The sequence below is a fragment of the Celeribacter halophilus genome, assembly GCF_900114135.1.
In the GTDB taxonomy this organism is placed as follows: domain Bacteria; phylum Pseudomonadota; class Alphaproteobacteria; order Rhodobacterales; family Rhodobacteraceae; genus Celeribacter; species Celeribacter halophilus.
In genome coordinates, this window is record NZ_FORY01000004.1 from 66,939 (window position 1) to 88,103 (window position 21,165).

A 21,165-nucleotide genomic window follows, 5' to 3' on the forward strand; every position below is an offset into this window, starting at 1 on the left:
GAAACTGAAGTCCAATATGCCTTGTTAACACGGCGGGCCTAATATTTTGGCGCGTAATGGAGGTTCATAAAGCGGGTGTTCGGTCTATAGCACAAAGCCATCAAATGGGGTTTCTATCCTGCCCGCAAACACAAAAATGCCGCCGGGAGGGGACTCCGGCGGCATTTCAGATTTCCATCCACCCTGAGCACTCAGGCTCAGGGCGAACGGGACCACCTCTTATTGGTAGTTGTTGATGCTTTTGTCGGCGAGAGTTGCGCCATTGGAGCCAACGAGGACGAACTCAAGGTTGGATTGAGCAGCACCTGCGTCGAGGCTCACTTTCACATCGGTGTTTGCGCCGGCGTTCACGTCGGCCGAGCCGAGCAGAGCCACACGCTCGCCACCGTGGACGGAGTAGACTTCCAGAGTTGCCGGAGCTTCGGCACGCACGAGTTCAACGTTCGCAACGGTTTTGGTGGCGGACTGGTTGCCCGGGATGATGTAGTTGGGGCCTGCAACAGCGGCAGTGCCAGCAACAGCAACGATAGCGGCGGCGGTCAGTGTTTTGAGGGAGAATGTCATGGTTGTGGTCCTTTTCATTTCATTTCTAGTTGTGGGTGACGCGGTCTGTTCGTTTTTGCGTCTCTCGATGAAATGATATTTAGGGTATTGTCCTGAATGTTTAAAGGTGAACAAATATAAGGATTTACACAAATTAATGCGCGAAAACGCACATCAAACTTCAGCGACCCATACGCCAATCTTCGTGATCTCTTGTAACAATGTCAAAAGCGATCAGTTTTATGGATTTTCTGTACGTTATCTGTGTATGTGTGAATATGCACGGAATGTCTGAGGCGCGGCGATGTATGTCAGGGATCGTACGCCCTCACGCGTGAAATTCTAGGGCCCGTGGACAATCAACGCGACGCAATTAAGGCTGCCACGAGGTTCCAGTTGGCGGCATAGCTACAATCGGTTTTATCGTAGCGTGTGGCTATGCCTCTGAATTCCTTTATCTTTGCGAAGTAGTTCTCGACCAGATGCCGCCATTTATATATCTCTGCATCATAGTCGCGCTGAATTTTTCGATTGGTTTTGGGTGGGATCACGGCTGTTGAACCGCGTTCGTCTAGGTCTTGTATTAACCAGTCCGCATCAAACGCCTTATCCGCCAGCAGCGCATCGAATGACACGCCCCTGATCAACGGCGCAACACCTTTCATATCATGCGCTTGTCCCGGCAGCAGCAAGAAGCGCACCAGATTGCCGAGCGCATCCACCAATGCCACAATCTTGGTCGTCAGCCCCCCGCGCGAGCGTCCAATGGCCTGAGCCTGAGTCCCCCTTTTGCGCCGGTTGCCTTCTGGTGGACCTGAACAATAGTGCCGTCAATGAGTGCATATTCGAAATCTGGATCACAGCTCACGGCTTTAAAAAGCCTTTCGAATACGCCTGCCATGGCCCAGCGACGAAACCTCCGGAACTGGCTGTTCCAGTTGCCAAAAGCAGGTGGCAAATCTCGCCACGGCGACCCAGTGCGCACCCGCCAGAAGACCGCTTCCAGAAATAGGCGATTGTCCTTTGCCGTGGCTCCGGCATCGCCGACCTTACCCGGAAGATGCGGCTCAATCCGCTGCCACAATTGATCTGTAATCACAAAGCGCTGCTCGATCATTCAAACCTCCTTTTGGGAGACTTGAATCAGAAATCAAACCCGATGGGAATCCTGATTGTCCACAGGCCCTAATTTCCGGATCACATTTTTTTTCCGGATCACATTTTGATCCAAATGCCTGCTCGCTCCGTATTTACTACATAGAACAAGCAGGAAATTGTATGACCCTTGATGCTCCCCCTCTTCGCGCTCAACGCATCGCTATTATTGGCGGGGGCATATCCGGCCTGTCGTCAGCCTATTTGTTGGCGCCACATCACGCTGTAACCTTGTTCGAGGCCGCGCCGGAACTTGGGGGGCACGCGCGCACCGTGATGGCTGGGGCCCGTGGCAATCAGGCTGTGGATACCGGGTTTATTGTCTTCAATTACGCCAACTACCCGCATCTGACGCGCATGTTTCAGGATCTCGATGTGCCGGTCGCCAAAAGCGACATGAGTTTTGGCGCGTCGATCGATAACGGAAAGATCGAATATGGGCTGTCCGGATTGCGGGCGCTGATGGCACAGCCGCGCAATCTGGCGCGTCCCGGATTTGCGCGCATGATCAAAGATATTCTGAAGTTCAATGCCAAGGCCGAAGCGTTGGCCGAGGACGACACGTCCCTGATCGGTGATCTGATGGACGAGATGCAGCTGGGGGAGTGGTTTCAGCGCTATTACCTGTTGCCGCTCTGCGGTGCGATCTGGTCCACGCCGCCGGACGAAATTCGCGCTTTTCCGGCGCGGGCGCTGATCCAGTTTTTCCGCAACCATGCATTGCTCAGCACCTCGGGGCAGCATCAATGGTGGACTGTGGATGGCGGCAGCATCGAATATGTGCGCAGGATGGAGCATCACCTGCGCGGGCGTGGTGTTGCGATCCGCACGGCGACACCTGTGCAAAACGTCACGCGAGAAGGCGGGCAGATCAATGTGCAGTGCTCTTCTGGTCCACATGCGCCTTTCGATCAGGTCATCTTTGCCTGCCACTCAGACCAAGCCTTGCGCCTGTTGCAGAAGCCAACGCCGCAAGAGCGCGCGGCCTTGTCGTCCATCCGGTTTCAGGACAATGAAATGGTTCTGCATTGTGACACCAGTCAAATGCCTCGGAGGCGCGCGGTCTGGTCCAGTTGGAACTATAAGGCCGATACGACACGGCCGGAGCCTGCAATTGGCGTGACCTACTGGATGAACCGGCTTCAGAATATTCCTGACAATGACCCGCTGTTTGTGTCTTTGAACCCGTCCGTCGAGGTTCCCGAGCATTTGATCTATGATCAGAAGGTGTTCCGTCATCCGGTGTTTGATGCCGCGGCGCTGACGGCACAAAAGCAATTGCGTGAGATTCAGGGCGAGAACAACACGTGGTTTGCAGGGGCCTATACGCGCCACGGCTTTCACGAGGACGGTTTTGCCAGCGCCGCACGCATCGCCCGGCAGATGGACCGGCAGATCGCATGACCCATAGGCCGGAATATATCGCGGGTGTGACGATACACGCACGGCGCGGCACGATACGCAATGCGTTTCGATATGGCGTGGACTATGTGCTGATAGACATGGAAGCCAGCGCCAGAACGCCGATGCTGTTTTCGCGCAACCGCTTCAATCTGACCTCGGTCCATGATCGGGATCACGGCGGCCCTTTGAAAGAGGGACGCGGGACGTCTTGGGCGCGTGATGTTCTTGCGGCGGAGGGTCTATGTGATCCGCATGTGCAGATATTGCTTCTGACCCAACCCCGCTTTTTGGGATATAGCTTTAATCCGGTCAGTTTCTGGCTGGCTATGCAAGGTGCCGCATTGGTTGCGGTGATTGCCGAAGTGTCGACCCCCTTCGGAGATCGCCATTCCTATCTGTGTCATCTACCGGAGTTTGCGCCGATCACCAGAGACAGCCGGATCGACAGGCCGAAATCCCTGCATGTCTCGCCCTTCCAAGAGGTCGCGGGGCGGTATGAATTCAGCTTTGATATTCAACCCGAGACCATCGATATCACCATCCTGTATCGCAACGGCGCGGAGGGTGTGGTGGCGACCCTGTCTGGCAATCGCTCACGACTGACCTCCTTCAGATTGGTCAAAGCCGGTTTGCGCCGGCCTTTAGGCGCTCTGCGCACAACTATTCTGATCCATTGGCAGGCGCTGCGCCTGAAACTCAAGGGTGCCAAATATCGCAAGCGGCCCAGCCCCCCAAACAACGAGGTAACCTGATGCTGTTTCTGACCAAGCGCGTAAAGCACGATTTCTTGGAAACTTGTGCGCAAATCCAAGCCGGGAGCCTGCGCCTGCATACACCTGAAGGCGAAATTTACGACTTCGGTCACGGTCAGCCTGCCGCAAACATGCGTATCTACGACTGGTCTGTTGTGACAGCCATTGCCTCACGCGGCGACATTGGACTCGGAGAAACATATGTGGCGGGGCTTTGGGAGACCTCGTCCATCGAAGACCTCACAACCGTTGCTTTGAACAATCTCGGAAACTTCAGCGATTATGCCTATGCAGGGTTCTGGAATAGCCTGAAGTTTCGGGTCGTGAACCGTTTGATGCGGTCCAATTCCCAACGGGGAGCCGCCCGCAATATCCGCGCGCATTACGATGTGGGGAACGAGTTCTACCAACTCTGGCTCGACGAGAGCATGACCTATTCGTCGGCCATGTTTGCCCCCGGCGATGATGACCTTGGTCGTGCGCAAACCCGTAAATATGATCGTGTCTTGAACCGGATCGGAGCCGCAGAGCGTGTTCTGGAGATCGGCTGCGGGTGGGGTGGTTTTGCAGAGCGGGCTGCCGAGACGGGGCGTCATGTCACGGGTTTGACCATCTCGCCGAGCCAAAAGGGTTATGCTGACGCGCGCCTTGACGGACGTGCCGAGATCCGGTTGCAGGATTATCGCACTACCACAGGACAATTCGACAGCATCGTCTCGATCGAAATGATCGAAGCTGTGGGGCAAGATTACTGGCCGACGTATTTCGCAACACTCAAGGCGCGTCTGGCACAGAGTGGCCGCGCCGTCATTCAGGCGATCACAGTGCCCGACAGCTATTTCGACACATACAAACGCAGCTCGGACTACATCCGTCACTATAGCTTTCCCGGTGGCATGTTGTTGTCGAACAAGGTGATTGCCGATCAGGCCAAAGATGCGGGCCTTATTGTGACGGGGAACCATGCTTTTGGGGGCGACTACGCCCGCACCTGCGCCATCTGGAACGACAGGCTGACGCAAAAAACCGATCGCATTCTGAAGCTCGGATATGACAAGAACTTTCTGCGGAATTGGCAATTCTATCTTGGCATTTGTGCGGCTTCTTTTTCGGTCGGGCAAACCGATGTTGTTCAGGTGGAGTTGACCCATGCCTGATGTAGAAACAATCTGGATCATTGGCGCCAGTGACGGCATCGGCGCGGCTTTGGCGCATGAATATGCCAAACGCGGAGCGCGGTTGATTTTGTCCGCGAGATCAGGCGACCGGTTGCAAAAGCTTGCGAGCGCCCTTGGACCCGACCACATTGCGCTCCCTCTCGATGTTGAAGACCGTGCCAGCTTTGAGGCTGCGGCGGCGCAGATTGCGCAAATCGGGCCGCTGGACCGCGTGGTGCATCTGGCCGCGCAGTATGATCCGGGCAAAATTAGCGACCTCGACCCGAACATGGCTGCGCACATCGTCACAACCAACCTGACGGGCAGCTTTCATGTCGCCCAAATCGCACCGCCGCTGATGCGGGCGGGCGGGCAACTGGCGCTTTGTGGTTCAGTGGCTGGCTATTTCGGATTGCCTCAAGGGCAGATTTACTCGGCCACAAAGGCGGGCGTGATCAATCTTGCCCAATCTCTGCGCGCGGAACTGGCCGGACGTTTCGATGTGCGTCTGATCAGTCCCGGCTTTGTGGACACCCGCCTCACACAGCGCAATGACTTTCGAATGCCTGCCATGGTCACTCCGGAAACGGCAGCACGCGCCATATTGAACGGGTTGAACAGACGCAGGTTTGAGGTGCATTTCCCGCGCCGCCTGACCCTCGCGCTGAAGCTGTTGCGCATTCTGCCCTACTGGCTCTCTCTGCCCTTAACCGGAAAGCTGACACAATGAAAATTCTCATCCTCTACGCTGTCACCGCCATAATATTCTTCACCGTGGACGCCATTGGTCTGCGTGTCTTGATCAAACCGGTATTCGAACGCCACATCGAACATTTGTTCGTAGACCCCTTTCGAGGCTTGCCTGCGGCTTTATTCTATATGGGCTATGTTGCCGGACTTTTGTGGTTCGTGTCTGTTCCGGCCTATCGTTCAGGTGATCCGATGGCAGCCTTGGTTGGGGGTGTGCTCTTGGGACTCATGGCCTATGGCACCTATGAGTTCACCAATTACGCAACATTGCGGGACTGGTCGATGGAGCAGGTGGTCGTCGATACGCTCTGGGGTGGAGTACTGACCGGATTGTCCGCGTGGGCAGGTGTTATGCTGGTGCGCGTGCTATAGTCACTGGCAGCGTGGGCCAAGTTCCTCTGGCTTAAAAATAGGCCCCTTTTCCCTAAAGTGATCCAAACCACGCCAGCAAACGTAAACATGGATAGACGGCTTGAGGTCGTCTTCGACGTCCGAACTTCACAAGTTAGAAAGGAAACGACCATGAACCGCCGCTTTGCAATCAGGACTTTTGCCGCCCTCGGTGTCGCTGCGTTTGCCGCCGCCTGCGCCCCTATGATGGATAATGGAGACGATATTGTCGACATCGCTGCATCGAATGACGACTTTTCAACTCTGGTCGCTGCCGTGCAAGCTGCCGACCTTGTGGATACTCTGAAAAGCGACGGTCCCTTCACCGTCTTTGCTCCCACAAATGCAGCTTTCGCGGCTCTTCCCGAGGGAACAGTGGAGAACCTTCTGAAGCCGGAAAACAAAGATCAACTCGTTTCTATCCTTACCTATCACGTCGTGCCGGGTGCAGTGACTTCAGATCAACTCGCAGGCAAGCGCCTCTCTGTTGCAACCGTGGAAGGCTCGAAGGTGCATATCAACGGCACAAATGGCGTAACGGTAGAAGCCGCAACGGTTACAACGGCAGACATCATGGCATCCAACGGTGTCATCCATGTAATCGACGCAGTGCTTCTTCCGTAATTTTGAGCATGAACATGTGATCGAAGGCTCCGAGGTTTCGGGGCTTTCACAAAAATGCCGCCGGGAGGGGACTCCGGCGGCATTTCTGATTTCCATCCGCCCTGAGCACAAAGGCTCAGAGCGAACGGGACCACCTCTTAAAGCGTTTCTCAAAAAGCTTGGGGTACTCAATTTTTGAGAAACGCAGCAACATCAAAGAAGTGTGGAAACGTTTCTCGCTTAATCTGATTCAGATTAAACGAAAGCCGCTTTATTGGTAGTTGTTGATGCTTTTGTCGGCGAGGGTTGCGCCGTTGGAGCCAACGAGGACGAACTCAAGGTTGGATTGAGCAGCACCTGCGTCGAGGCTCACTTTCACATCGGTGTTTGCGCCGGCGTTCACGTCGGTTGAGCCGAGCAGGGCCACGCGCTCGCCACCGTGGACGGAGTAGACTTCCAGAGTTGCCGGAGCTTCGGCACGCACGAGTTCAACATTCGCTACGGTTTTGGTGGAGGACTGGTTGCCTGGGATGATGTAGTTCGGGCCTGCAACAGCGGCAGTGCCTGCAACAGCAACGATAGCGGCGGCGGTCAGTGTTTTGAGGGAGAATGTCATGGTTGTGGTCCTTTTCAATTCATTTCTATTTGTGGGTGACGCGGTCTGTTCGTTTTTGCGTCTCTCGATGAAATGATATTTAGGTCATTGGCCAGAATGTTTAAAGCTGAACAAATATCAGGTTTTTATCCACATATCTGTGCGTATACGCATATCAAATTTCAGCGATCCATACGCCGGTCTTCGTGATATCTTGTAACAATGTCGAAATCGATCAGATTTATGGATTTTCTGTGCGTTATTTGTGTATGTGTGAATATGCACGAAATGTCTGCTGCGCGGCGGTGCGCATGTTTTCACCTATGGTGAAGAATGGCCCAGACAGCGATTGCCCTTTCACGGGATTTGCCTGTAATTCACCTCAATGACTGCCAGAATATTCTCGATTGAGGCGCAGCAGGACGGCGGCGCCAAACTCACGCTCAATTATAAAGTGGCCGGACAAAGCGGCTTGCAGCGCATGTCCTGCGCTGTGTCGCAGGATGACCTGCTGCAACTGGTGCTTTATGCCGAGGCGCTCAGCCTGCGTCGGCACTTCGGGCATCCTGTGGCATCAGAGGTATCTGTTGACGGGCTAACACTGCGCTATGATCCGGACAGCCCTGAACTGCATGTGGAGCGCCGCTCTGGTTACACCTCACAAAGCGCAACGATCCCCGCGCGCAGCTTCCTGTCCCGAATGGCAGACATGACCGACATTTGCATTGCCGAGGGTGAGGCATCGAAACATGGCCCTGCCCTGAAGGCTTTGCTGGGCGAATGTGCCAGACCTTCCGGGCTTGGAGCGATTGCGGAGCCGGACGCCGCCGATCAGGCCTTGCACCAGATACAGGAGATCGCGTTTCTCCTGTTGGTTCAGGACGCCTCCACGCGTGGCTCGGAACTGGCCCGCAACCTGCGCAAAAAGGCGTTGAGGGACCAAGCGCTGGAAATGGTAAATGCGACCCTCTGCGCGCTTGTGACCGAGTTGCTGCCGCTTTCAGCAGAGTAAGGTGTCGAAGCGGCTCAAGCGGTCTGGATCAACGTTTTTCGCATACGCCATTCTTAGGTAAGTGCGATTGACACCTCTCGGGCTGCACCATACCGCTGGCGCTAACACGCATCACACGGATACTTGCAATGCCCACGGTTGCGCCTGCCGCTCCTCTTGCCCATCTCTCTCGTCGCCGCCGGTTGTCGATCTATGCGTTCATGATGATGGCGCTGTTCATGGCGACACTGGACAATCAGATCGTCGCAACCGCGTTGCCCACGATTGTCGCTGAATTAGGGTCTATTGAACGCTTCGGTTGGGTCAGTGCCGCATATCTTTTGGCGCAAAGTGCCATCATGCCGGTGTATGGCAAGCTGGGGGATTTGTTCGGCCGCAAATATGTGATGATGTTTGCGATCTCGCTCTTTGTCGTGGGCTCTCTGAGTTGCGGTTTGGCGTGGTCGATGGAAAGCCTGATTGCTGCACGTGTTTTGCAGGGTCTGGGCGGCGGCGGTATTATGGTGTCGATTTTCTCGATCAATGCCGATTTGTTCGAACCGCGTGAGCGGGCGCGGTATCAGAGCTTTTCCAGTCTCGTCCTCATGGCGTCAGGTTCCATCGGTCCAACGCTGGGTGGGGCCATGAGCCAGTATTTCGGCTGGCGCTCAATATTCCTTGTGAACCTGCCTGTCGGGATTCTGGTTTTGTCTGGTATCTTCCTTTTGCTGCCCTATGTCCGCCCGAACCGCCAGCCGAAGATCGATTATGCGGGGGCTGCGACTTTAGCGCTGACGATCGGGTTGATCGTGCTTTGGGCTGACGGGGCGCAGATTTTCGGAGGAATGTTCACGCCCGTGACTTTCGGCATTCTCGCCTTGGCCACCATATCCGCCATTGCTTGGGTCCACATCGAGCGCCGCACGCTGGAGCCAATCATTCCGCTGAGCCTGTTCCGCAATCGCAACTTCCCGCTTTTGCTGATTGTGGCGCTGACATCGGGCGGGATCGGGATCGGCCTCGTCAACTATCACGCGCTGTTTCTACAAATGACCACGGGGCTCTCGCCCGCCCATGCGGGTCTGTTCTTCATTGCCATCACCTGCGGTATTGCTGCCGGATCACTGACCGCGGGGCGCCTGATCGAGCGCACGGGGCGATACAAACCGTTCCTGATCACCGGCACGACGCTTTCCGTTCTTTCTTTGATCGGGGTTTCTCAAGTTCAGGTGGGAAGCTCGCTTTGGCTGATTGGAGCCGTACTGGCAACATGCGGCTTGGCCATCGGTCTGGCGCAGCAATCTCCGGTCATCGGGGTGCAGATGGTGGCCCCGCAGGGCGACATTGGTGCCGCGACGGGTGCGGTGACGCTGTGCCGGATGGCAGGGGCCTCATTGGCCATTTCGATCTACGGCGCGGTCTTGTCGGCGCGACTAATTGCAGGGGCCGGAAATGTGAGCGATTTGCCAGATCCCTCCAGCCTGTCTCCCGAAGCCCTTGCGGCCCTACCGGAGACCAGCCGCATCGCAGTCAGTATGCTGTTCTCGGATGCCTTCACATGGCTCTACATGGTGGCGGCGGGGCTTTCGATCATCGGGCTGACCGCCGCAATCCTCCTGCGCCCGACGCTTATGCCGGTGAGTGAGCGGACGGGGTAAGCGCGATGGTATCGCGTGCATCAATAAAAAGTTTGATGCACATTTGGGCCGGAACCTTGTGTTTTGGGGCGGAGGCTTTGAAGCACTGCGGCTTCAAATGGAGCAATAGCCACGTGCGCAGCTCTCAAATTGCGCACGTAGCCATAACCGGATCGCCGCTTACCGGTATGGTGTAACTTGAATTTGTTTCGTGCAACTCACACGGTGCCATTATCCACCCGAACAGGCACCCCTTGTTCATACGACTGGGCCGCAGCATCCGCTAACACCTGTGCGCGTAAGCCATCCACGATCCCGGGCATGATGCGCTTATGGTTGGTGACGGCATCGACAAAGTAAGTCATCTCGGCTCGGTAAGCCGCATCATATCGTTCAAGGAAGAAGTGCTGAGCTGGTGCCCTTTGAAACCCAGCCTCCGTAGCGATCTCTACGGTGCTTTCCAGAACATTCTCTGCACGCAGCATGCCTTTCGCGCCGTGCACTTCGATCCTTTGATCATACCCATAGCTGGCGCGGCGCGAATTGGTGATTTGACAAATCTTACCGCTTTTGGTGGTCAACGTGACCGCCGCGGTATCCACGTCCCCCACTTCCCCAATTTCGGCATCAACAAGGGAAGCACCAACCGCGTAAACCATCACAGGATCCTCTCCCAAGAGGAAACGCGCCATGTCGAGATCATGGATCATCATATCACGAAATAGACCACCGGAGCTCTTGATATAGCTGATAGGAGGCGGAGACGGATCACGCGACTGGATCGTCACAATCTCAACGCCGCCAATTTCTCCAGCCACGATACGAGACTGTAGATTTGCAAAATTGGGGTCAAAGCGGCGGTTAAAAGCAGTCATGAATGGCACACCGGCGGCCTCGACAGCCGTGATGCACTCCCGGATCCGGTCAGCGGACATATCCACCGGCTTTTCACAAAAGATGGCTTTGCCTTCTGCTGCGGCGGCATGGATTAAATCATAATGCGTATCGGTTGGCGTCCCGATCACCACAGCATCGACATCTGCATGAGCGATAAGTTCAACCGCAACCATAACCTTTGCGCCCGTCTTCTCAGCCAGCGCCATAGCTGGAGCTTCAAAGGCATCGGCAACAGCCGTAACCCGAGCGCCGTCGATCTGGGATATTGTCCGGCCATGGACCTGTCCGATCCTGCCGCAGCCCAGAAGTCCGATATTTAACATGTTATTCTCCTTTGAAGGCTTGCAGGACAGTGCGGGTGGCAGCCACCAATGGATCGTGAGTGTCTTTCAGAATTTGGACACGATCAAAGCGAGTGGCATCGCGATTGACTGCCTCACGCAGAGCTTGACCAAACGCCATACGCAACTCTGTGCCGATGTTGAATTTACAGACCGCTGAACTCCGCGCCAGCGCTCGACGCTGAGCTACCGGCACTCCGGACCCGCCATGTATGACCAAGGGGACACTTGTCACAGATTCAATGGCACGAATACGGTCTTCATCAAGCCCCCCTTGTTTGTCTTGTTGCAAGTGCACATTTCCCACCGAGATCGCCATAGCATCGACCCCGGTCTCCCGTGCAAACTGCGCGGCCTCCTCAGGGTCGGTTCCGGCAGAGCCTTCCCCACCGGAATAGCCCACAAAGCCAATTTCCCCTTCGCAAGACACCCCTGCATCATGCGCCATCCGGGCAATCGCGGCAGTCTCGGCAATATTCTCGGCCAAGGGTTTGCGCGAGCCGTCATACATCACTGAGGTAAAGCCACTCTCAATGGCAAGGCGGCAATCTTCGACAGAATAACCGTGGTCCAAATGGGCAACGACTGGGACAGAGACATTTTCTGCAAGATAACGAAACATGGCTCCCAGAACGGGCAAAGGTGTGTGTTCCCGACAGGATGGCCCTGCCTGCAGGATAACGGGCACGCCCTCGGCCTCAGCCGCCGCCACATAAGCGCGCATGTCTTCCCAACCTAGCGTCACCAAACCCGCGACAGCGTAGCCTTGACGGAGCGCCGGTTGCAGCACTTCTGATAGCGTTGCGATACTCATTTGAACTTTGCCACCATATCCATAATGCCCGGAATCGTGTGCAACTGAGCTGCATGGGTGGGCTGGAAATATTGTTTCAGGCTGCGTTGGCTGAGCCCTCCGAGAATAGTGAAATAATACATTTCGTAGCCGGGCAACACGCTGCAGGGGTGATAGCCCTTGTCGATGCAGATCGTCGAGCCATCGACGATGTGATAGGCGTCTCCGGGTTCATTGTCCTCACGTTGGAGCATCTGAAGACCCGATCCATAATTCGGTCTAAACCGGAAATTATAGGTTTCATCATGGCGGGTTTCTACCAATTCACCGTTCTCGTAGCGATCGGTGTCATGTTTGTGCGACGGGAAACCCGACCAGCCACCAGCACCGACAGTGTACAGCTCACTCACCAACAGGCGACCAACCTTATCGTGATGGTTGGCGCCTAGAATGTGCTTGATCTTGCGGTGAGTTTTGGTGTCATCCGAGCCGTATTGGACAATATCAATCTCTACGTCACGGACCTCGAACGGTTCCAGCACCTTGTCGTATTTGGCGCCGGCGATAAACGTCTCCGTTTTATCCGATACACAGGTGATACGAACCTTGGCACCCACGGGCACATAGACCCCCTCGGGCTCACCGTCCCAAACATCGGCATTGCGATTGCCAAGATGGGTATAAACCGCACCCTCGACATCCACATCGACAGTTCCCGTAGCAGGCACCACACAGGTCTCATATCCCGCAACCGAGTATTCAAAAACCTCGCCCTTTTGCAGTTTGACGATGTTGAAATAGTTCAATGGCACAAGATCGTGATCAACATCAACGATAGGCATATTGGCATTATCATGGGGCGCGATATGCATCGGGCTTTCCTTTCAGATATCAGTGGGGCCGGAACACGCGGCCAAAAAGTCATTGAGTTGTGAAGTTGTCGGCATGGCTGGAGCACATCCCGGACGGCTCACCACCATTGAGGCGCAGGCTGAGCCACGCAGCACCGCTTCTTTCAGTGGTCGTCCCTCGGCTATGGCCGCCAACAGCCCAGCCATGAAGCTGTCGCCTGCGCCGTTCGGCTTGATGGCGGTGACGGGATAGATGCCGGTACGGATCTCTTCGCCATCGGCGAAGGTCAGCGCTCCCTCGTGCCCCATCTTGTAGATCACCATCTTGCCTTTTGCGGCGAGCTCGCGGGCTTTTGCCAACCCCTTGTCCATACTTCCGGCCATGAAGCCGAATTCCTCGTCGTTGCCGACGATCAGGTCGCTTTCCTCGCCCGCGCGGGTCAATACCACGGAGGCAACTTCAGCCGAGGGCCAGCTATAGGGACGATAGTCTATGTCGAAGATCACCGGCAGATTTGCAGCGCGGGCGTTCTCGAAAGCGCGGAATGTGGCGCTGCGCGAGGGTTCGGCGGCAAAGACTGTTCCTGCCGTGATCAAAGCACCGAAATTATCATAGTTCACCCGATCGACGTCTTCTTCGGTTACCTGAAAGTCCACCGCGTTGTTGCGGTAGATGACCAGCTGAAAATCCTCAATGCAGCTTTCATAGACCGCCAGAGATACCCGCGCCTCACCGCCCAGCACTTTCAAATACTGCGTATCCACGCCGTAATGGCGCAACCGGTTGGTGCAGAACCGCCCGACAGCGTCGTCGGAAACCGAGGTGACCAGCGCCGATTGCATTCCCAATTTGCACAGCCCTGCACAGATATTTGCAGAGGAGCCACCAAGGTCGGCGCGAAAGGTATCGGCCTCGTCCGCACGGGTGCCGGGGGGATCGGCAAACATATCCATCCCCGCGCGGCCGAAGACCACGAAACTGCCTTTGCGGATACCCGCTATCAGGGCGCTCATTACACGCCCCTCCGTTGTTTGTTGCGTGACGCTTCCCAGTCTTCATGCGCTTTGCGTACACGCTCGCTTTCGGTGACAGTTGGCGTGCCAACCTCCCACCAAGCATGACCTTCAGTGGTCCACCCTTCGTAGGGGTCGACATCCATTGCGATCACATAGGTCTTGTCTGATGCTTTGGCGCGCTTGAATGCATCGCCAAGTTCGGACGGATTGGTGACTTTTTCAGCTTGCGCCCCCATCGAAGCCGCATGTGCGACAAAATCCACGCCAAAGGGTTCGGGAATGGTCGGGCAATCTTCCAGAAGGTTGTTGAAACTTTCATTTCCAGTGTTGTTCTGGAGTTTGTTGATCACGGCGAATCCGCCATTGTCGAGCACCAGAACGATCAGTTTCTTACGGCTGAGAACCGATGAATAGATGTCCGAGTTCAACATCATATAAGACCCATCGCCGCAAAAGGTGATGGTGTCCTGCTCAGGCTCCTGCTGCGTCTGTGCAATGCGCGCGCCCCAAGCTCCGGCGATTTCGTAGCCCATGCAGGAAAAGCCGAATTCCACATCCACAGTCCCTACGTCCAGCGTGCGCCAGTTGGCCGTGACCTCGGCGGGCAATCCACCAGCCGCGGCCACGATCCGGTCGCGGGGAGCGCAGAGATCGTTCACCACACCGATGGCTTGGGCGTAAGAATTGGGTCGGTTCCCCGGCTTGACGTTCTCGGCGACGTAGGCATCCCATTTGGACCGTTCGGTTTTGGCGAAGTCCACCCAGCTTTGCGGTGCGGTATAGTCCAGCGCTTCGGTCAGCGCAGTGAGCGAAAGCTTTGCGTCCCCCACCACAGGTAGAGACATGTGTTTGCCTGCGTCATGGCGCGCCGCGTTGACCGAGATGATCTGCGCATCCTTGTCAAAGGCGGTCCACGATCCGGTGGTGAAATCCTGAAGCCGGGTGCCCACGGCAAGGATCACATCGGCCTTTTCGGCAATCGCGTTGGCGCTGTCCGATCCGGTCACACCTATCGGGCCGATGTTCAGGGGATGGGTCGCCAGCATATTGGCGCGACCTGCAATGGTTTCGACCACGGGGATGTTGTAGGTCTCGGCGAATGTGGTCAGCTCTTCAACCGCGCGTGAATACTGCACCCCGCCGCCGGCAATGATCATTGGACGCGCCGCTTCCTTCAACGCCGCAACGGCGTCGGCGATCTCGGCCACGTCAGGGGACTGACGGCGGATGCGGTGGACCTTCTTCTCAAAGAACTTTTCCGGATAGTCATATGCCCAGCCCTGCACATCCTGTGGCAGACCGATAAAAGCAGGGCCGCAATCGGCGGGGTCCAACATTGTGGCCAGCGCATTGGGCAGTGATTGAATGACCTGCGCCGGATGGGTGATGCGGTCCCAATAGCGCGTGACGGGTTTGAATGCATCATTCACGCCGAAAGTCGGATCATAGAAGTTCTCCATCTGCTGAAGAACCGGATCAGGCAGGCGTGTCATGAAAGTATCTCCGCACAGCAGCAGCATCGGCAGGCGGTTGGCATGGGCCAGCCCTGCTGCTGTGAGCAAGTTTGCGGTTCCCGGCCCCGCACTGGCAGTGCAGAACATGAAGCGCTGGCGGAACCACTGTTTGGTATAGCCTGCAGCGGCAAATCCCATGCTCTGCTCATTCTGACCACGGTAGAGCGGAAGCTCCTCTTGCACGCTGTTCAGCGCCTCGCCCAAACATGTGACATTCCCATGCCCAAAGATGCCAAATCCGCCACCGCAGACCCGCATCTGCTGGTCGTCAATCTCTATATATTGGTTTGCCAGCCAACGAATAACCGCCTGAGCAGTCGTCAACCGAATGGTGCCCTCTGTCTTGGTCATATGTGAGAACCCTCCCTGTAAAATCTTGTTTGCCGATCAATTCCAGCTTGCGCGATGTTTAGACTCACGATACACATTTTGCAACCGGTTGCAAATTATATTCGCAAAAAAGGGAGGAGCGACATGGCTGACATAGGGATCGGCATTCTTGGCGGGGGCTATATGGGCAAGGCGCACGCCGTGGCTATGTCTTCGGTAGGAGCGATTTTTAACACCACTCTGCGTCCGCGACTGGAAATGGTCTGCGCCTCCAGCGCCCAAAGCGCCGAGCGCTATCGCAAAGCTTACGGTTTTGCCAGCGCAACAGACGACTGGCGCACCCTTGTCAACGACCCCAAAATCGAGGCCATTGTCATCGCCACCCCACAAGAAACTCACCGCGAGATTGCAGAGGCAGCGTTTGCTCTTGGAAAACCCGTGTTTTGCGAAAAACCCCTTGGCGCTTCGCTAGAAGACAGCGCCGCAATGGTCACCGCCGCAGAAGCCTCTGGCGTCGTCAATATGGTCGGCTTCAACTATATCCGCACCCCCGCCAGCCAATTCGCCCGCAAGCTCATTGCCGCAGGAGAAATTGGAGACATTACATGGTTTCGTGGCGAGCATACCGAAGACTTTCTAGCCGACCCAAACGCACCCGCCAACTGGCGCACCAGCGGTATGGCCAACGGGACGCTCGGAGATCTGGCACCGCATATGATTAACGGTGCCTTGGCTTTGATGGGGCCTATTGCTCGAACAATGGGGCTTTATGAAACCGTTCACAAAGCACGCCCCGGCGGCACAGTCACAAATGATGATCATGCCCAGATGATGTGCCGTTTTGAAAACGGCGCCATGGGGCAGATGTATTTCAGTCGCGTCGCGACGGGGCGGAAAATGGGATATGCCTATGAAATTTCCGGCACCAAGGGCGCGATCCGCTTTGATCAGGAAGATCAAAACGCGCTTTGGCTTTACCGCATGGACGGACCGGATGCCACGCGGGGCTTTACCAAAATCCTGACTGGGCCAGACCATCCTGATTACGAGCCATTCTGTCAGGGCCCGGGACACGGCACAGGCTATCAGGACCAGATCATTATCGAGGCAAAGGATTTCCTGCGCGCCATCGAAACCGGAGAAGCGCTTTGGCCGACATTTCGTGACGGACATGAAGTCAATCGGGTGATTGCCGCGACAATCGCCTCGGCCGACAGCGGAACCTGGAAAGAAATTAGTGACTTTTGATGATGGGAGACATCGAACAATGACAATCAGAATTGGCAATGCCCCTTGCTCATGGGGTGTGGAATTCGCCGAAGATCCACGCAATCCGACATGGCAGCACGTCCTGAAAGAATGCGCTGAAGCCGGATACAAAGGCATCGAGCTTGGCCCTGTAGGATTCATGCCTGAAGACCCCGCCCAACTGAAGGACGGTCTAGAGGAACACGGGCTCGAACTGATAGGTGGCGTGGTCTTCCGCCCCTATCATGACCCAGACGCATGGGATGAAGTTCTTGACGCCACGCATCGCACAGCCAAAGCGCTCAAGGCGCATGGCGCTCAGCACATGGTTTTAATTGACTCGATTTCGCCCCGCCGTGCACCAACCGCAGGTCGTTCCAGCGAGGCCGAGCAAATGGACAAGGCCGAATGGACCGCCTTCCGTGATCGTATTGCGACCAGCGCGCGGGTCGGAGCAGAAGAGTATGGGCTAACCGTAGGTATTCACGCTCATGCAGCAGGTTTCATGGATTTCGAACCCGAACTTGAACGCCTATTGGATGAAGTTGATGAAACCATCCTTAAAATCTGCTTTGACACAGGCCACCATTCCTACGCCGGATTTGATCCGGTAGCATTTATGAAAAAACATATCGACCGGATTTCATACATGCATTTCAAAGACATAAATCCGGTTATCAAAGCAGATGTGATCGAAAAGCGTACTGGGTTTTATGATGCGTGCGGTCAGGGGATCTTTTGCAATCTGGGCGAAGGAGATGTCGATTTCCCGACCGTTCGCCAAATACTTCTGGATGCTGACTTCCAAGGGTGGTGCACGGTGGAACAGGATTGTGACCCCTTGTTGAATCCGGACACATTGGGCGATGCTCGCAAAAACCGCGAATACCTTGAATCCATCGGGTTCGTCTGAGGAGGAAGAACATGACTAAACTAAACTGGGGAATGATTGGCGGCGGAGAAGGCAGCCAGATCGGGCCCGCTCATAGGCTTGGCGCACAAGCCGATGGCCTTTTCAACCTTGCCGCCGGAGCTCTGGATCACCGTCCTGAAGAAGGTCGCGCCTATGCACAACGCCTCGGTATTGCTGCGGATCGCGCCTATGGCGACTGGACCGAAATGCTGGCGGGCGAAAAGGACCGTCAGGATAAGATTGATCTGGTCACCATCGCCACGCCGAACGCGACACATTTCGAGATCGCCAAGGCTTTTCTGGAGGCAGGGTTTAACGTGCTTTGCGAAAAACCCATGACCATGACGGTCGAGGAAGGCGAGGAAATCGTCCGCGTGGCAAATAAAACCGGCAAGATTTGTGCGGTTAACTACTGCTACTCCGCTTATCCAATGGTGCGGCAGGCCCGCGCAATGGTTCGCAACGGAGAGATTGGCAAAGTCCGGTTGGTCGTCACCAATTTCAGCCACGGCCACCACGGTGATGCAACCGATGCGGACAATCCGCGCGTGCGTTGGCGCTATGACCCGAAGATGGCCGGTGTTTCAGGCCAGTTTGCCGACTGCGGCATCCATGCGCTGCATATGGCCAGCTTTGTCTGTGACGACGAAGTTGAAAAACTATCTGCCGACTTTGCTTCGACCATCCCCTCGCGTGAACTGGAAGACGACGCGATGGTCAATTTCCGCATGGCGAGTGGCACGGTCGGGCGGCTTTGGACCTCTTCTGTTGCAATCGGACGCCAGCATGGTTTCGATATTCAGGTCTTTGGTGAAACGGGCGGCCTACGCTGGGCTTCGGAACAGCCGAACCAACTGATCTATACGCCAGTCGGCGGACGCACTCAGATCATCGAGAAAGGCGAAGCAGGTCTGCACGAAGACGCGCAACGTTTAAGCCGTGTCTCGATTGCACACCCGGAAGGTTTCCCGCTCGCGGTGGCCAATATCTATTGTGATCTTGCTGATGCCATTGCTGGCGAAACGCGTAATGGCTTGCCAACAGCAGAGGATGGCGTGCGGTCGATGGCCGCCGTACATACCGCAGTTGCTTCCGCCCAAAACAAAGGCGCATGGCTTGACGCGCGCCCGCCGATGTTCCGTTAAGTTTTCGGAGCGGGGCGTAACGTGCCCCGCTCCACCACTGCACATGAAAAGATACGCGCCTCCGGAAAGCGTTCAGGATCGGCAAGGGTTGCGGCCATCAGTTCGATAGACGATGTCACGATTTGGCGAATAGGTTGACGGATCGTTGTCAAATTAATGTTGTTCCAACGTGCCATCTCCATGTCATTTAGCCCGATTATTCCGACATCCGCCGGACAATTCAGGCCGCTGTCGCTAATCGCAGACAGAGCGCCGATCGACATCACATCATCGCCGCCGAAATACGCTTGTGCCGGAGAATCCTGCAGCAAACGCAACATTTCGTCACGTCCGGCATCAAAGGAATAGGCTTTCGCAAAAGAATAGGTGGCCTTGATATTCGGGTGCGCAGACATCTCGGTCATAAAGCCCGTGTAGCGATCTTGTGTAGACGTTGATGATTCCGGCCCCCCCAAGAAGCCCACATTGGTATATCCCCGCTCCACAAGCGTTCGCGCCGCCAAACGTCCGGCTTCACGGTTATCGATCCCCACGACATGCACCTCGGGGGACGAAGAATACCTGCCAAAAGCGTGAACCACTGGAACGCCTGCGTCGCGAAACGCCCGCGCAAATCCCGGTGGCAAGGTCGACGAGGCGACAATGACGCCATCCACAGAATACTGCCGCAGCATCCGAACCGACGCGTCCGGTTCGGTTTCATCCGACAGATTCACCAGCAAGGGGCGCAACCCTCGATCCTGAAGCCCTCGCGTAAAAAGGTCAAAAACCTCCAGGAAAATCGGGTTATGAAAGTTGTTCGACACTAGTCCGATCAACTTGGTTCGACCCGTGGTCAGTGACGATGCCAGAGCGTTCGGACTGTATCCCAATTCCCGCGCCGCCTTTTCAACCTTGCGCCGCATTGCGTCAGAAACCGAGGCCCCATCTGTAAAGGTACGTGATACGGCAGAGCGCGATACACCAGCTCTTTCCGCAACCTCTTTCAATGTTACCGCCAACCTACTACCCTCATTTATTACAGTATTTTCGACAATCTACCTTAAGTTTTAGAGCAGAACATCCCCAAAATGCGATTAGTTTATGCAACCGGTTGCAAAAATATCTGTTCCGCGTTAGCTTGCATGTAGAGGCATAGGCCTAGCCGCCTCTGTTTTAAAAGTTCCAGGGAGGAAGAAATGAAATCGACTGTCAGGAAAGTTGCGTTGGCCACGGTCGCCGCCGCCGCGCCCCTTATCACCGCTGCAAGCGCATATGCCGATGGCGAAAGATACGTTCTCGTGAGCCATGCGCCAGATAGCGATAGCTGGTGGAATACGGTTAAAAACGGCATCGCTCTTGCCGGCGAGCAAATGGATGTTGAGGTTGAATACCGCAACCCGCCGACAGGTGACCTTGCTGATATGGCGCGGATCATTGATCAAGTCGCTGCATCTGGACCCGACGGGATCATAACGACACTGGCAGATGAGGACATTCTCGAAGGTCCGATTCGAAACGCGATTGACAGTGGCATCAATGTCATCATCATGAATACCGGCAGCCCTGAAAAAGCCCGCGAAATTGGCGCTTTGATGTATGTCGGTCAACCGGAATATGATGCGGGTTACGCGGCAGGGCTGCGCGCCAAAAGCGATGGGGTTGGCTCTTTTCTCTGCGTAAATCATTACATTGTCCAGCCGGCTTCAACAGAGCGCTGTCAGGGTTTTGCAGATGGTCTGGGTGTCGAACTCGGCAATCAAATGATCGATGCGGGCCAGGATCCGTCCGAAATCAAGAACCGCGTCATGGCTTACCTGTCGTCCAATCCTGACACCGATGCCGTTCTGACCCTTGGTCCGACATCCGCCAACCCAACGCTCTTAGCGTTAAACGAAAATGGCATGGCTGGTGACATCTACTTCGGCACATTCGACCTCGGCGGAGATATCGTCGAAGGTATCAAGTCCGGAATCATTGAGTGGGGCATCGACCAGCAACCGTTTTTGCAAGCCTATCTGCCGGTTGTGATCCTGACCAATTACGACCGCTACGGCGTTCTTCCGGGCAACAACGTGAACTCCGGCCCGGGGTTTGTCACCGCTGAAGGTCTTGAAAAAGTCGAAGAGTTTGCGGGCGAATACCGCTAATTCCCGTCTT

General features: G+C 55.5%; 21 protein-coding genes. 12 read left to right on the forward strand and 9 right to left on the reverse strand.

Going from position 1 to position 21,165, the window contains the following annotated elements; translation table 11 throughout:
- Positions 1-219: 219 nt before the first annotated feature.
- Positions 220-564 (reverse strand): hypothetical protein, encoded by a 345-nt coding sequence (locus BM152_RS04990; protein WP_074914004.1) that lies wholly within the window; start codon positions 562-564, stop codon positions 220-222.
- Positions 565-902: 338 nt separating this feature from the next.
- A protein-coding gene (locus tag BM152_RS18785; RefSeq protein ID WP_111481338.1) for an IS5 family transposase occupies positions 903-1,660 on the reverse strand; the annotation gives its coding sequence in 2 pieces (ribosomal slippage) (positions 903-1,324 and positions 1,324-1,660; 759 coding nt in all).
- A gap of 161 nt (positions 1,661-1,821) precedes the next feature.
- On the opposite strand from BM152_RS18785, the gene BM152_RS05005 reads away from it, so the two are divergent.
- From BM152_RS05005 to BM152_RS05030, 6 genes are all read left to right on the forward strand, one after another.
- Entirely contained in the window at positions 1,822-3,102 is a 1,281-nt protein-coding gene (locus BM152_RS05005) for an NAD(P)/FAD-dependent oxidoreductase (RefSeq protein ID WP_066601868.1), read from the forward strand.
- Positions 3,099-3,854 carry a DUF1365 domain-containing protein gene (locus tag BM152_RS05010; protein ID WP_066601871.1) on the forward strand — a complete coding sequence of 252 codons (756 nt, stop codon included), beginning with the start codon at positions 3,099-3,101 and terminating at the stop codon, positions 3,852-3,854. Before BM152_RS05005 ends, BM152_RS05010 begins: the two co-directional genes overlap by 4 nt.
- Positions 3,854-5,011 carry an SAM-dependent methyltransferase gene (locus tag BM152_RS05015; protein WP_066601874.1) on the forward strand — a complete coding sequence of 386 codons (1,158 nt, stop codon included), beginning with the start codon at positions 3,854-3,856 and terminating at the stop codon, positions 5,009-5,011. Before BM152_RS05010 ends, BM152_RS05015 begins: the two co-directional genes overlap by 1 nt.
- A complete protein-coding gene (locus BM152_RS05020; protein WP_066601877.1) occupies positions 5,004-5,741 on the forward strand; it encodes an SDR family NAD(P)-dependent oxidoreductase in 738 nt (245 codons plus the stop codon). Before BM152_RS05015 ends, BM152_RS05020 begins: the two co-directional genes overlap by 8 nt.
- Complete coding sequence (locus tag BM152_RS05025) at positions 5,738-6,133, forward strand: DUF2177 family protein (protein WP_066601880.1); 396 nt, start codon at positions 5,738-5,740, stop codon at positions 6,131-6,133. The genes BM152_RS05020 and BM152_RS05025 overlap by 4 nt, the downstream gene beginning before the upstream one ends.
- Positions 6,134-6,283: 150 nt before the next feature.
- Entirely contained in the window at positions 6,284-6,775 is a 492-nt protein-coding gene (locus BM152_RS05030) for a fasciclin domain-containing protein (RefSeq protein ID WP_066601883.1), read from the forward strand.
- Between the two features lie 250 nt (positions 6,776-7,025).
- Here the strand turns inward: BM152_RS05030 and BM152_RS05035 are convergent, their stop codons facing one another.
- Positions 7,026-7,370, reverse strand: a complete 345-nt coding sequence (locus tag BM152_RS05035) for a hypothetical protein (protein WP_066601885.1) — start codon at positions 7,368-7,370, stop codon at positions 7,026-7,028.
- Positions 7,371-7,734: 364 nt separating this feature from the next.
- Between BM152_RS05035 and BM152_RS05040 the strand changes: the two genes are divergently transcribed.
- Entirely contained in the window at positions 7,735-8,361 is a 627-nt protein-coding gene (locus BM152_RS05040) for a hypothetical protein (RefSeq protein ID WP_066601887.1), read from the forward strand.
- Positions 8,362-8,489: 128 nt separating this feature from the next.
- Positions 8,490-9,998 carry an MDR family MFS transporter gene (locus BM152_RS05045; RefSeq protein WP_066601890.1) on the forward strand — a complete coding sequence of 503 codons (1,509 nt, stop codon included), beginning with the start codon at positions 8,490-8,492 and terminating at the stop codon, positions 9,996-9,998.
- A 197-nt stretch (positions 9,999-10,195) separates the two neighbouring features.
- Here the strand turns inward: BM152_RS05045 and iolG are convergent, their stop codons facing one another.
- From iolG to iolD, 5 genes are read right to left on the reverse strand one after another with little or no spacing between them, the layout of a single operon-like run.
- Entirely contained in the window at positions 10,196-11,197 is a 1,002-nt protein-coding gene (gene iolG / locus BM152_RS05050; protein ID WP_066601893.1) for an inositol 2-dehydrogenase, read from the reverse strand.
- A gap of 1 nt (position 11,198) precedes the next feature.
- A complete protein-coding gene (locus tag BM152_RS05055) occupies positions 11,199-12,029 on the reverse strand; it encodes a class II fructose-bisphosphate aldolase (protein ID WP_066601895.1) in 831 nt (276 codons plus the stop codon).
- Positions 12,026-12,880 carry a 5-deoxy-glucuronate isomerase gene (locus BM152_RS05060; RefSeq protein WP_066601897.1) on the reverse strand — a complete coding sequence of 285 codons (855 nt, stop codon included), beginning with the start codon at positions 12,878-12,880 and terminating at the stop codon, positions 12,026-12,028. Before BM152_RS05060 ends, BM152_RS05055 begins: the two co-directional genes overlap by 4 nt.
- Positions 12,881-12,892: 12 nt before the next feature.
- Positions 12,893-13,873 carry a 5-dehydro-2-deoxygluconokinase gene (gene iolC / locus BM152_RS05065; RefSeq protein WP_066601899.1) on the reverse strand — a complete coding sequence of 327 codons (981 nt, stop codon included), beginning with the start codon at positions 13,871-13,873 and terminating at the stop codon, positions 12,893-12,895.
- The gene (gene iolD / locus BM152_RS05070) at positions 13,873-15,741 is read right to left on the reverse strand and encodes a 3D-(3,5/4)-trihydroxycyclohexane-1,2-dione acylhydrolase (decyclizing) (protein ID WP_066601904.1); all 1,869 of its coding nucleotides are present in this window, start codon (positions 15,739-15,741) and stop codon (positions 13,873-13,875) included. The genes iolC and iolD overlap by 1 nt, the downstream gene beginning before the upstream one ends.
- A gap of 123 nt (positions 15,742-15,864) precedes the next feature.
- On the opposite strand from iolD, the gene BM152_RS05075 reads away from it, so the two are divergent.
- The 3 genes from BM152_RS05075 to BM152_RS05085 are packed head-to-tail and all read left to right on the forward strand — an operon-like array spanning position 15,865 to position 19,026.
- Positions 15,865-16,968 (forward strand): Gfo/Idh/MocA family protein, encoded by a 1,104-nt coding sequence (locus tag BM152_RS05075; RefSeq protein ID WP_066601908.1) that lies wholly within the window; start codon positions 15,865-15,867, stop codon positions 16,966-16,968.
- A gap of 19 nt (positions 16,969-16,987) precedes the next feature.
- Positions 16,988-17,881 (forward strand): sugar phosphate isomerase/epimerase family protein, encoded by an 894-nt coding sequence (locus BM152_RS05080; RefSeq protein ID WP_066601910.1) that lies wholly within the window; start codon positions 16,988-16,990, stop codon positions 17,879-17,881.
- A gap of 11 nt (positions 17,882-17,892) precedes the next feature.
- Positions 17,893-19,026, forward strand: a complete 1,134-nt coding sequence (locus tag BM152_RS05085; RefSeq protein ID WP_066601916.1) for a Gfo/Idh/MocA family protein — start codon at positions 17,893-17,895, stop codon at positions 19,024-19,026.
- Here BM152_RS05085 and BM152_RS05090 read toward each other — a convergent pair.
- Entirely contained in the window at positions 19,023-20,027 is a 1,005-nt protein-coding gene (locus BM152_RS05090; protein WP_066601919.1) for a LacI family DNA-binding transcriptional regulator, read from the reverse strand. The genes BM152_RS05085 and BM152_RS05090 overlap by 4 nt on opposite strands.
- A gap of 177 nt (positions 20,028-20,204) precedes the next feature.
- Here BM152_RS05090 and BM152_RS05095 point away from each other — a divergent pair, with 177 nt between their 5' ends.
- A complete protein-coding gene (locus BM152_RS05095; protein WP_066601921.1) occupies positions 20,205-21,155 on the forward strand; it encodes a sugar ABC transporter substrate-binding protein in 951 nt (316 codons plus the stop codon).
- Positions 21,156-21,165: the final 10 nt, after the last annotated feature.

What these genes read in the sequence shown, in the direction of transcription:
- BM152_RS04990 (WP_074914004.1), bottom strand. Translation starts at nt 564, where the DNA reads ATGACATTCTCCCTCAAAACACTGACCGCCGCCGCTATCGTTGCTGTT.
- BM152_RS05005 (WP_066601868.1), top strand. Translation starts at nt 1,822, where the DNA reads ATGACCCTTGATGCTCCCCCTCTTCGCGCTCAACGCATCGCTATTATT.
- BM152_RS05010 (WP_066601871.1), top strand. Translation starts at nt 3,099, where the DNA reads ATGACCCATAGGCCGGAATATATCGCGGGTGTGACGATACACGCACGG.
- BM152_RS05015 (WP_066601874.1), top strand. Translation starts at nt 3,854, where the DNA reads ATGCTGTTTCTGACCAAGCGCGTAAAGCACGATTTCTTGGAAACTTGT.
- BM152_RS05020 (WP_066601877.1), top strand. Translation starts at nt 5,004, where the DNA reads ATGCCTGATGTAGAAACAATCTGGATCATTGGCGCCAGTGACGGCATC.
- BM152_RS05025 (WP_066601880.1), top strand. Translation starts at nt 5,738, where the DNA reads ATGAAAATTCTCATCCTCTACGCTGTCACCGCCATAATATTCTTCACC.
- BM152_RS05030 (WP_066601883.1), top strand. Translation starts at nt 6,284, where the DNA reads ATGAACCGCCGCTTTGCAATCAGGACTTTTGCCGCCCTCGGTGTCGCT.
- BM152_RS05035 (WP_066601885.1), bottom strand. Translation starts at nt 7,370, where the DNA reads ATGACATTCTCCCTCAAAACACTGACCGCCGCCGCTATCGTTGCTGTT.
- BM152_RS05040 (WP_066601887.1), top strand. Translation starts at nt 7,735, where the DNA reads ATGACTGCCAGAATATTCTCGATTGAGGCGCAGCAGGACGGCGGCGCC.
- BM152_RS05045 (WP_066601890.1), top strand. Translation starts at nt 8,490, where the DNA reads ATGCCCACGGTTGCGCCTGCCGCTCCTCTTGCCCATCTCTCTCGTCGC.
- iolG (WP_066601893.1), bottom strand. Translation starts at nt 11,197, where the DNA reads ATGTTAAATATCGGACTTCTGGGCTGCGGCAGGATCGGACAGGTCCAT.
- BM152_RS05055 (WP_066601895.1), bottom strand. Translation starts at nt 12,029, where the DNA reads ATGAGTATCGCAACGCTATCAGAAGTGCTGCAACCGGCGCTCCGTCAA.
- BM152_RS05060 (WP_066601897.1), bottom strand. Translation starts at nt 12,880, where the DNA reads ATGCATATCGCGCCCCATGATAATGCCAATATGCCTATCGTTGATGTT.
- iolC (WP_066601899.1), bottom strand. Translation starts at nt 13,873, where the DNA reads ATGAGCGCCCTGATAGCGGGTATCCGCAAAGGCAGTTTCGTGGTCTTC.
- iolD (WP_066601904.1), bottom strand. Translation starts at nt 15,741, where the DNA reads ATGACCAAGACAGAGGGCACCATTCGGTTGACGACTGCTCAGGCGGTT.
- BM152_RS05075 (WP_066601908.1), top strand. Translation starts at nt 15,865, where the DNA reads ATGGCTGACATAGGGATCGGCATTCTTGGCGGGGGCTATATGGGCAAG.
- BM152_RS05080 (WP_066601910.1), top strand. Translation starts at nt 16,988, where the DNA reads ATGACAATCAGAATTGGCAATGCCCCTTGCTCATGGGGTGTGGAATTC.
- BM152_RS05085 (WP_066601916.1), top strand. Translation starts at nt 17,893, where the DNA reads ATGACTAAACTAAACTGGGGAATGATTGGCGGCGGAGAAGGCAGCCAG.
- BM152_RS05095 (WP_066601921.1), top strand. Translation starts at nt 20,205, where the DNA reads ATGAAATCGACTGTCAGGAAAGTTGCGTTGGCCACGGTCGCCGCCGCC.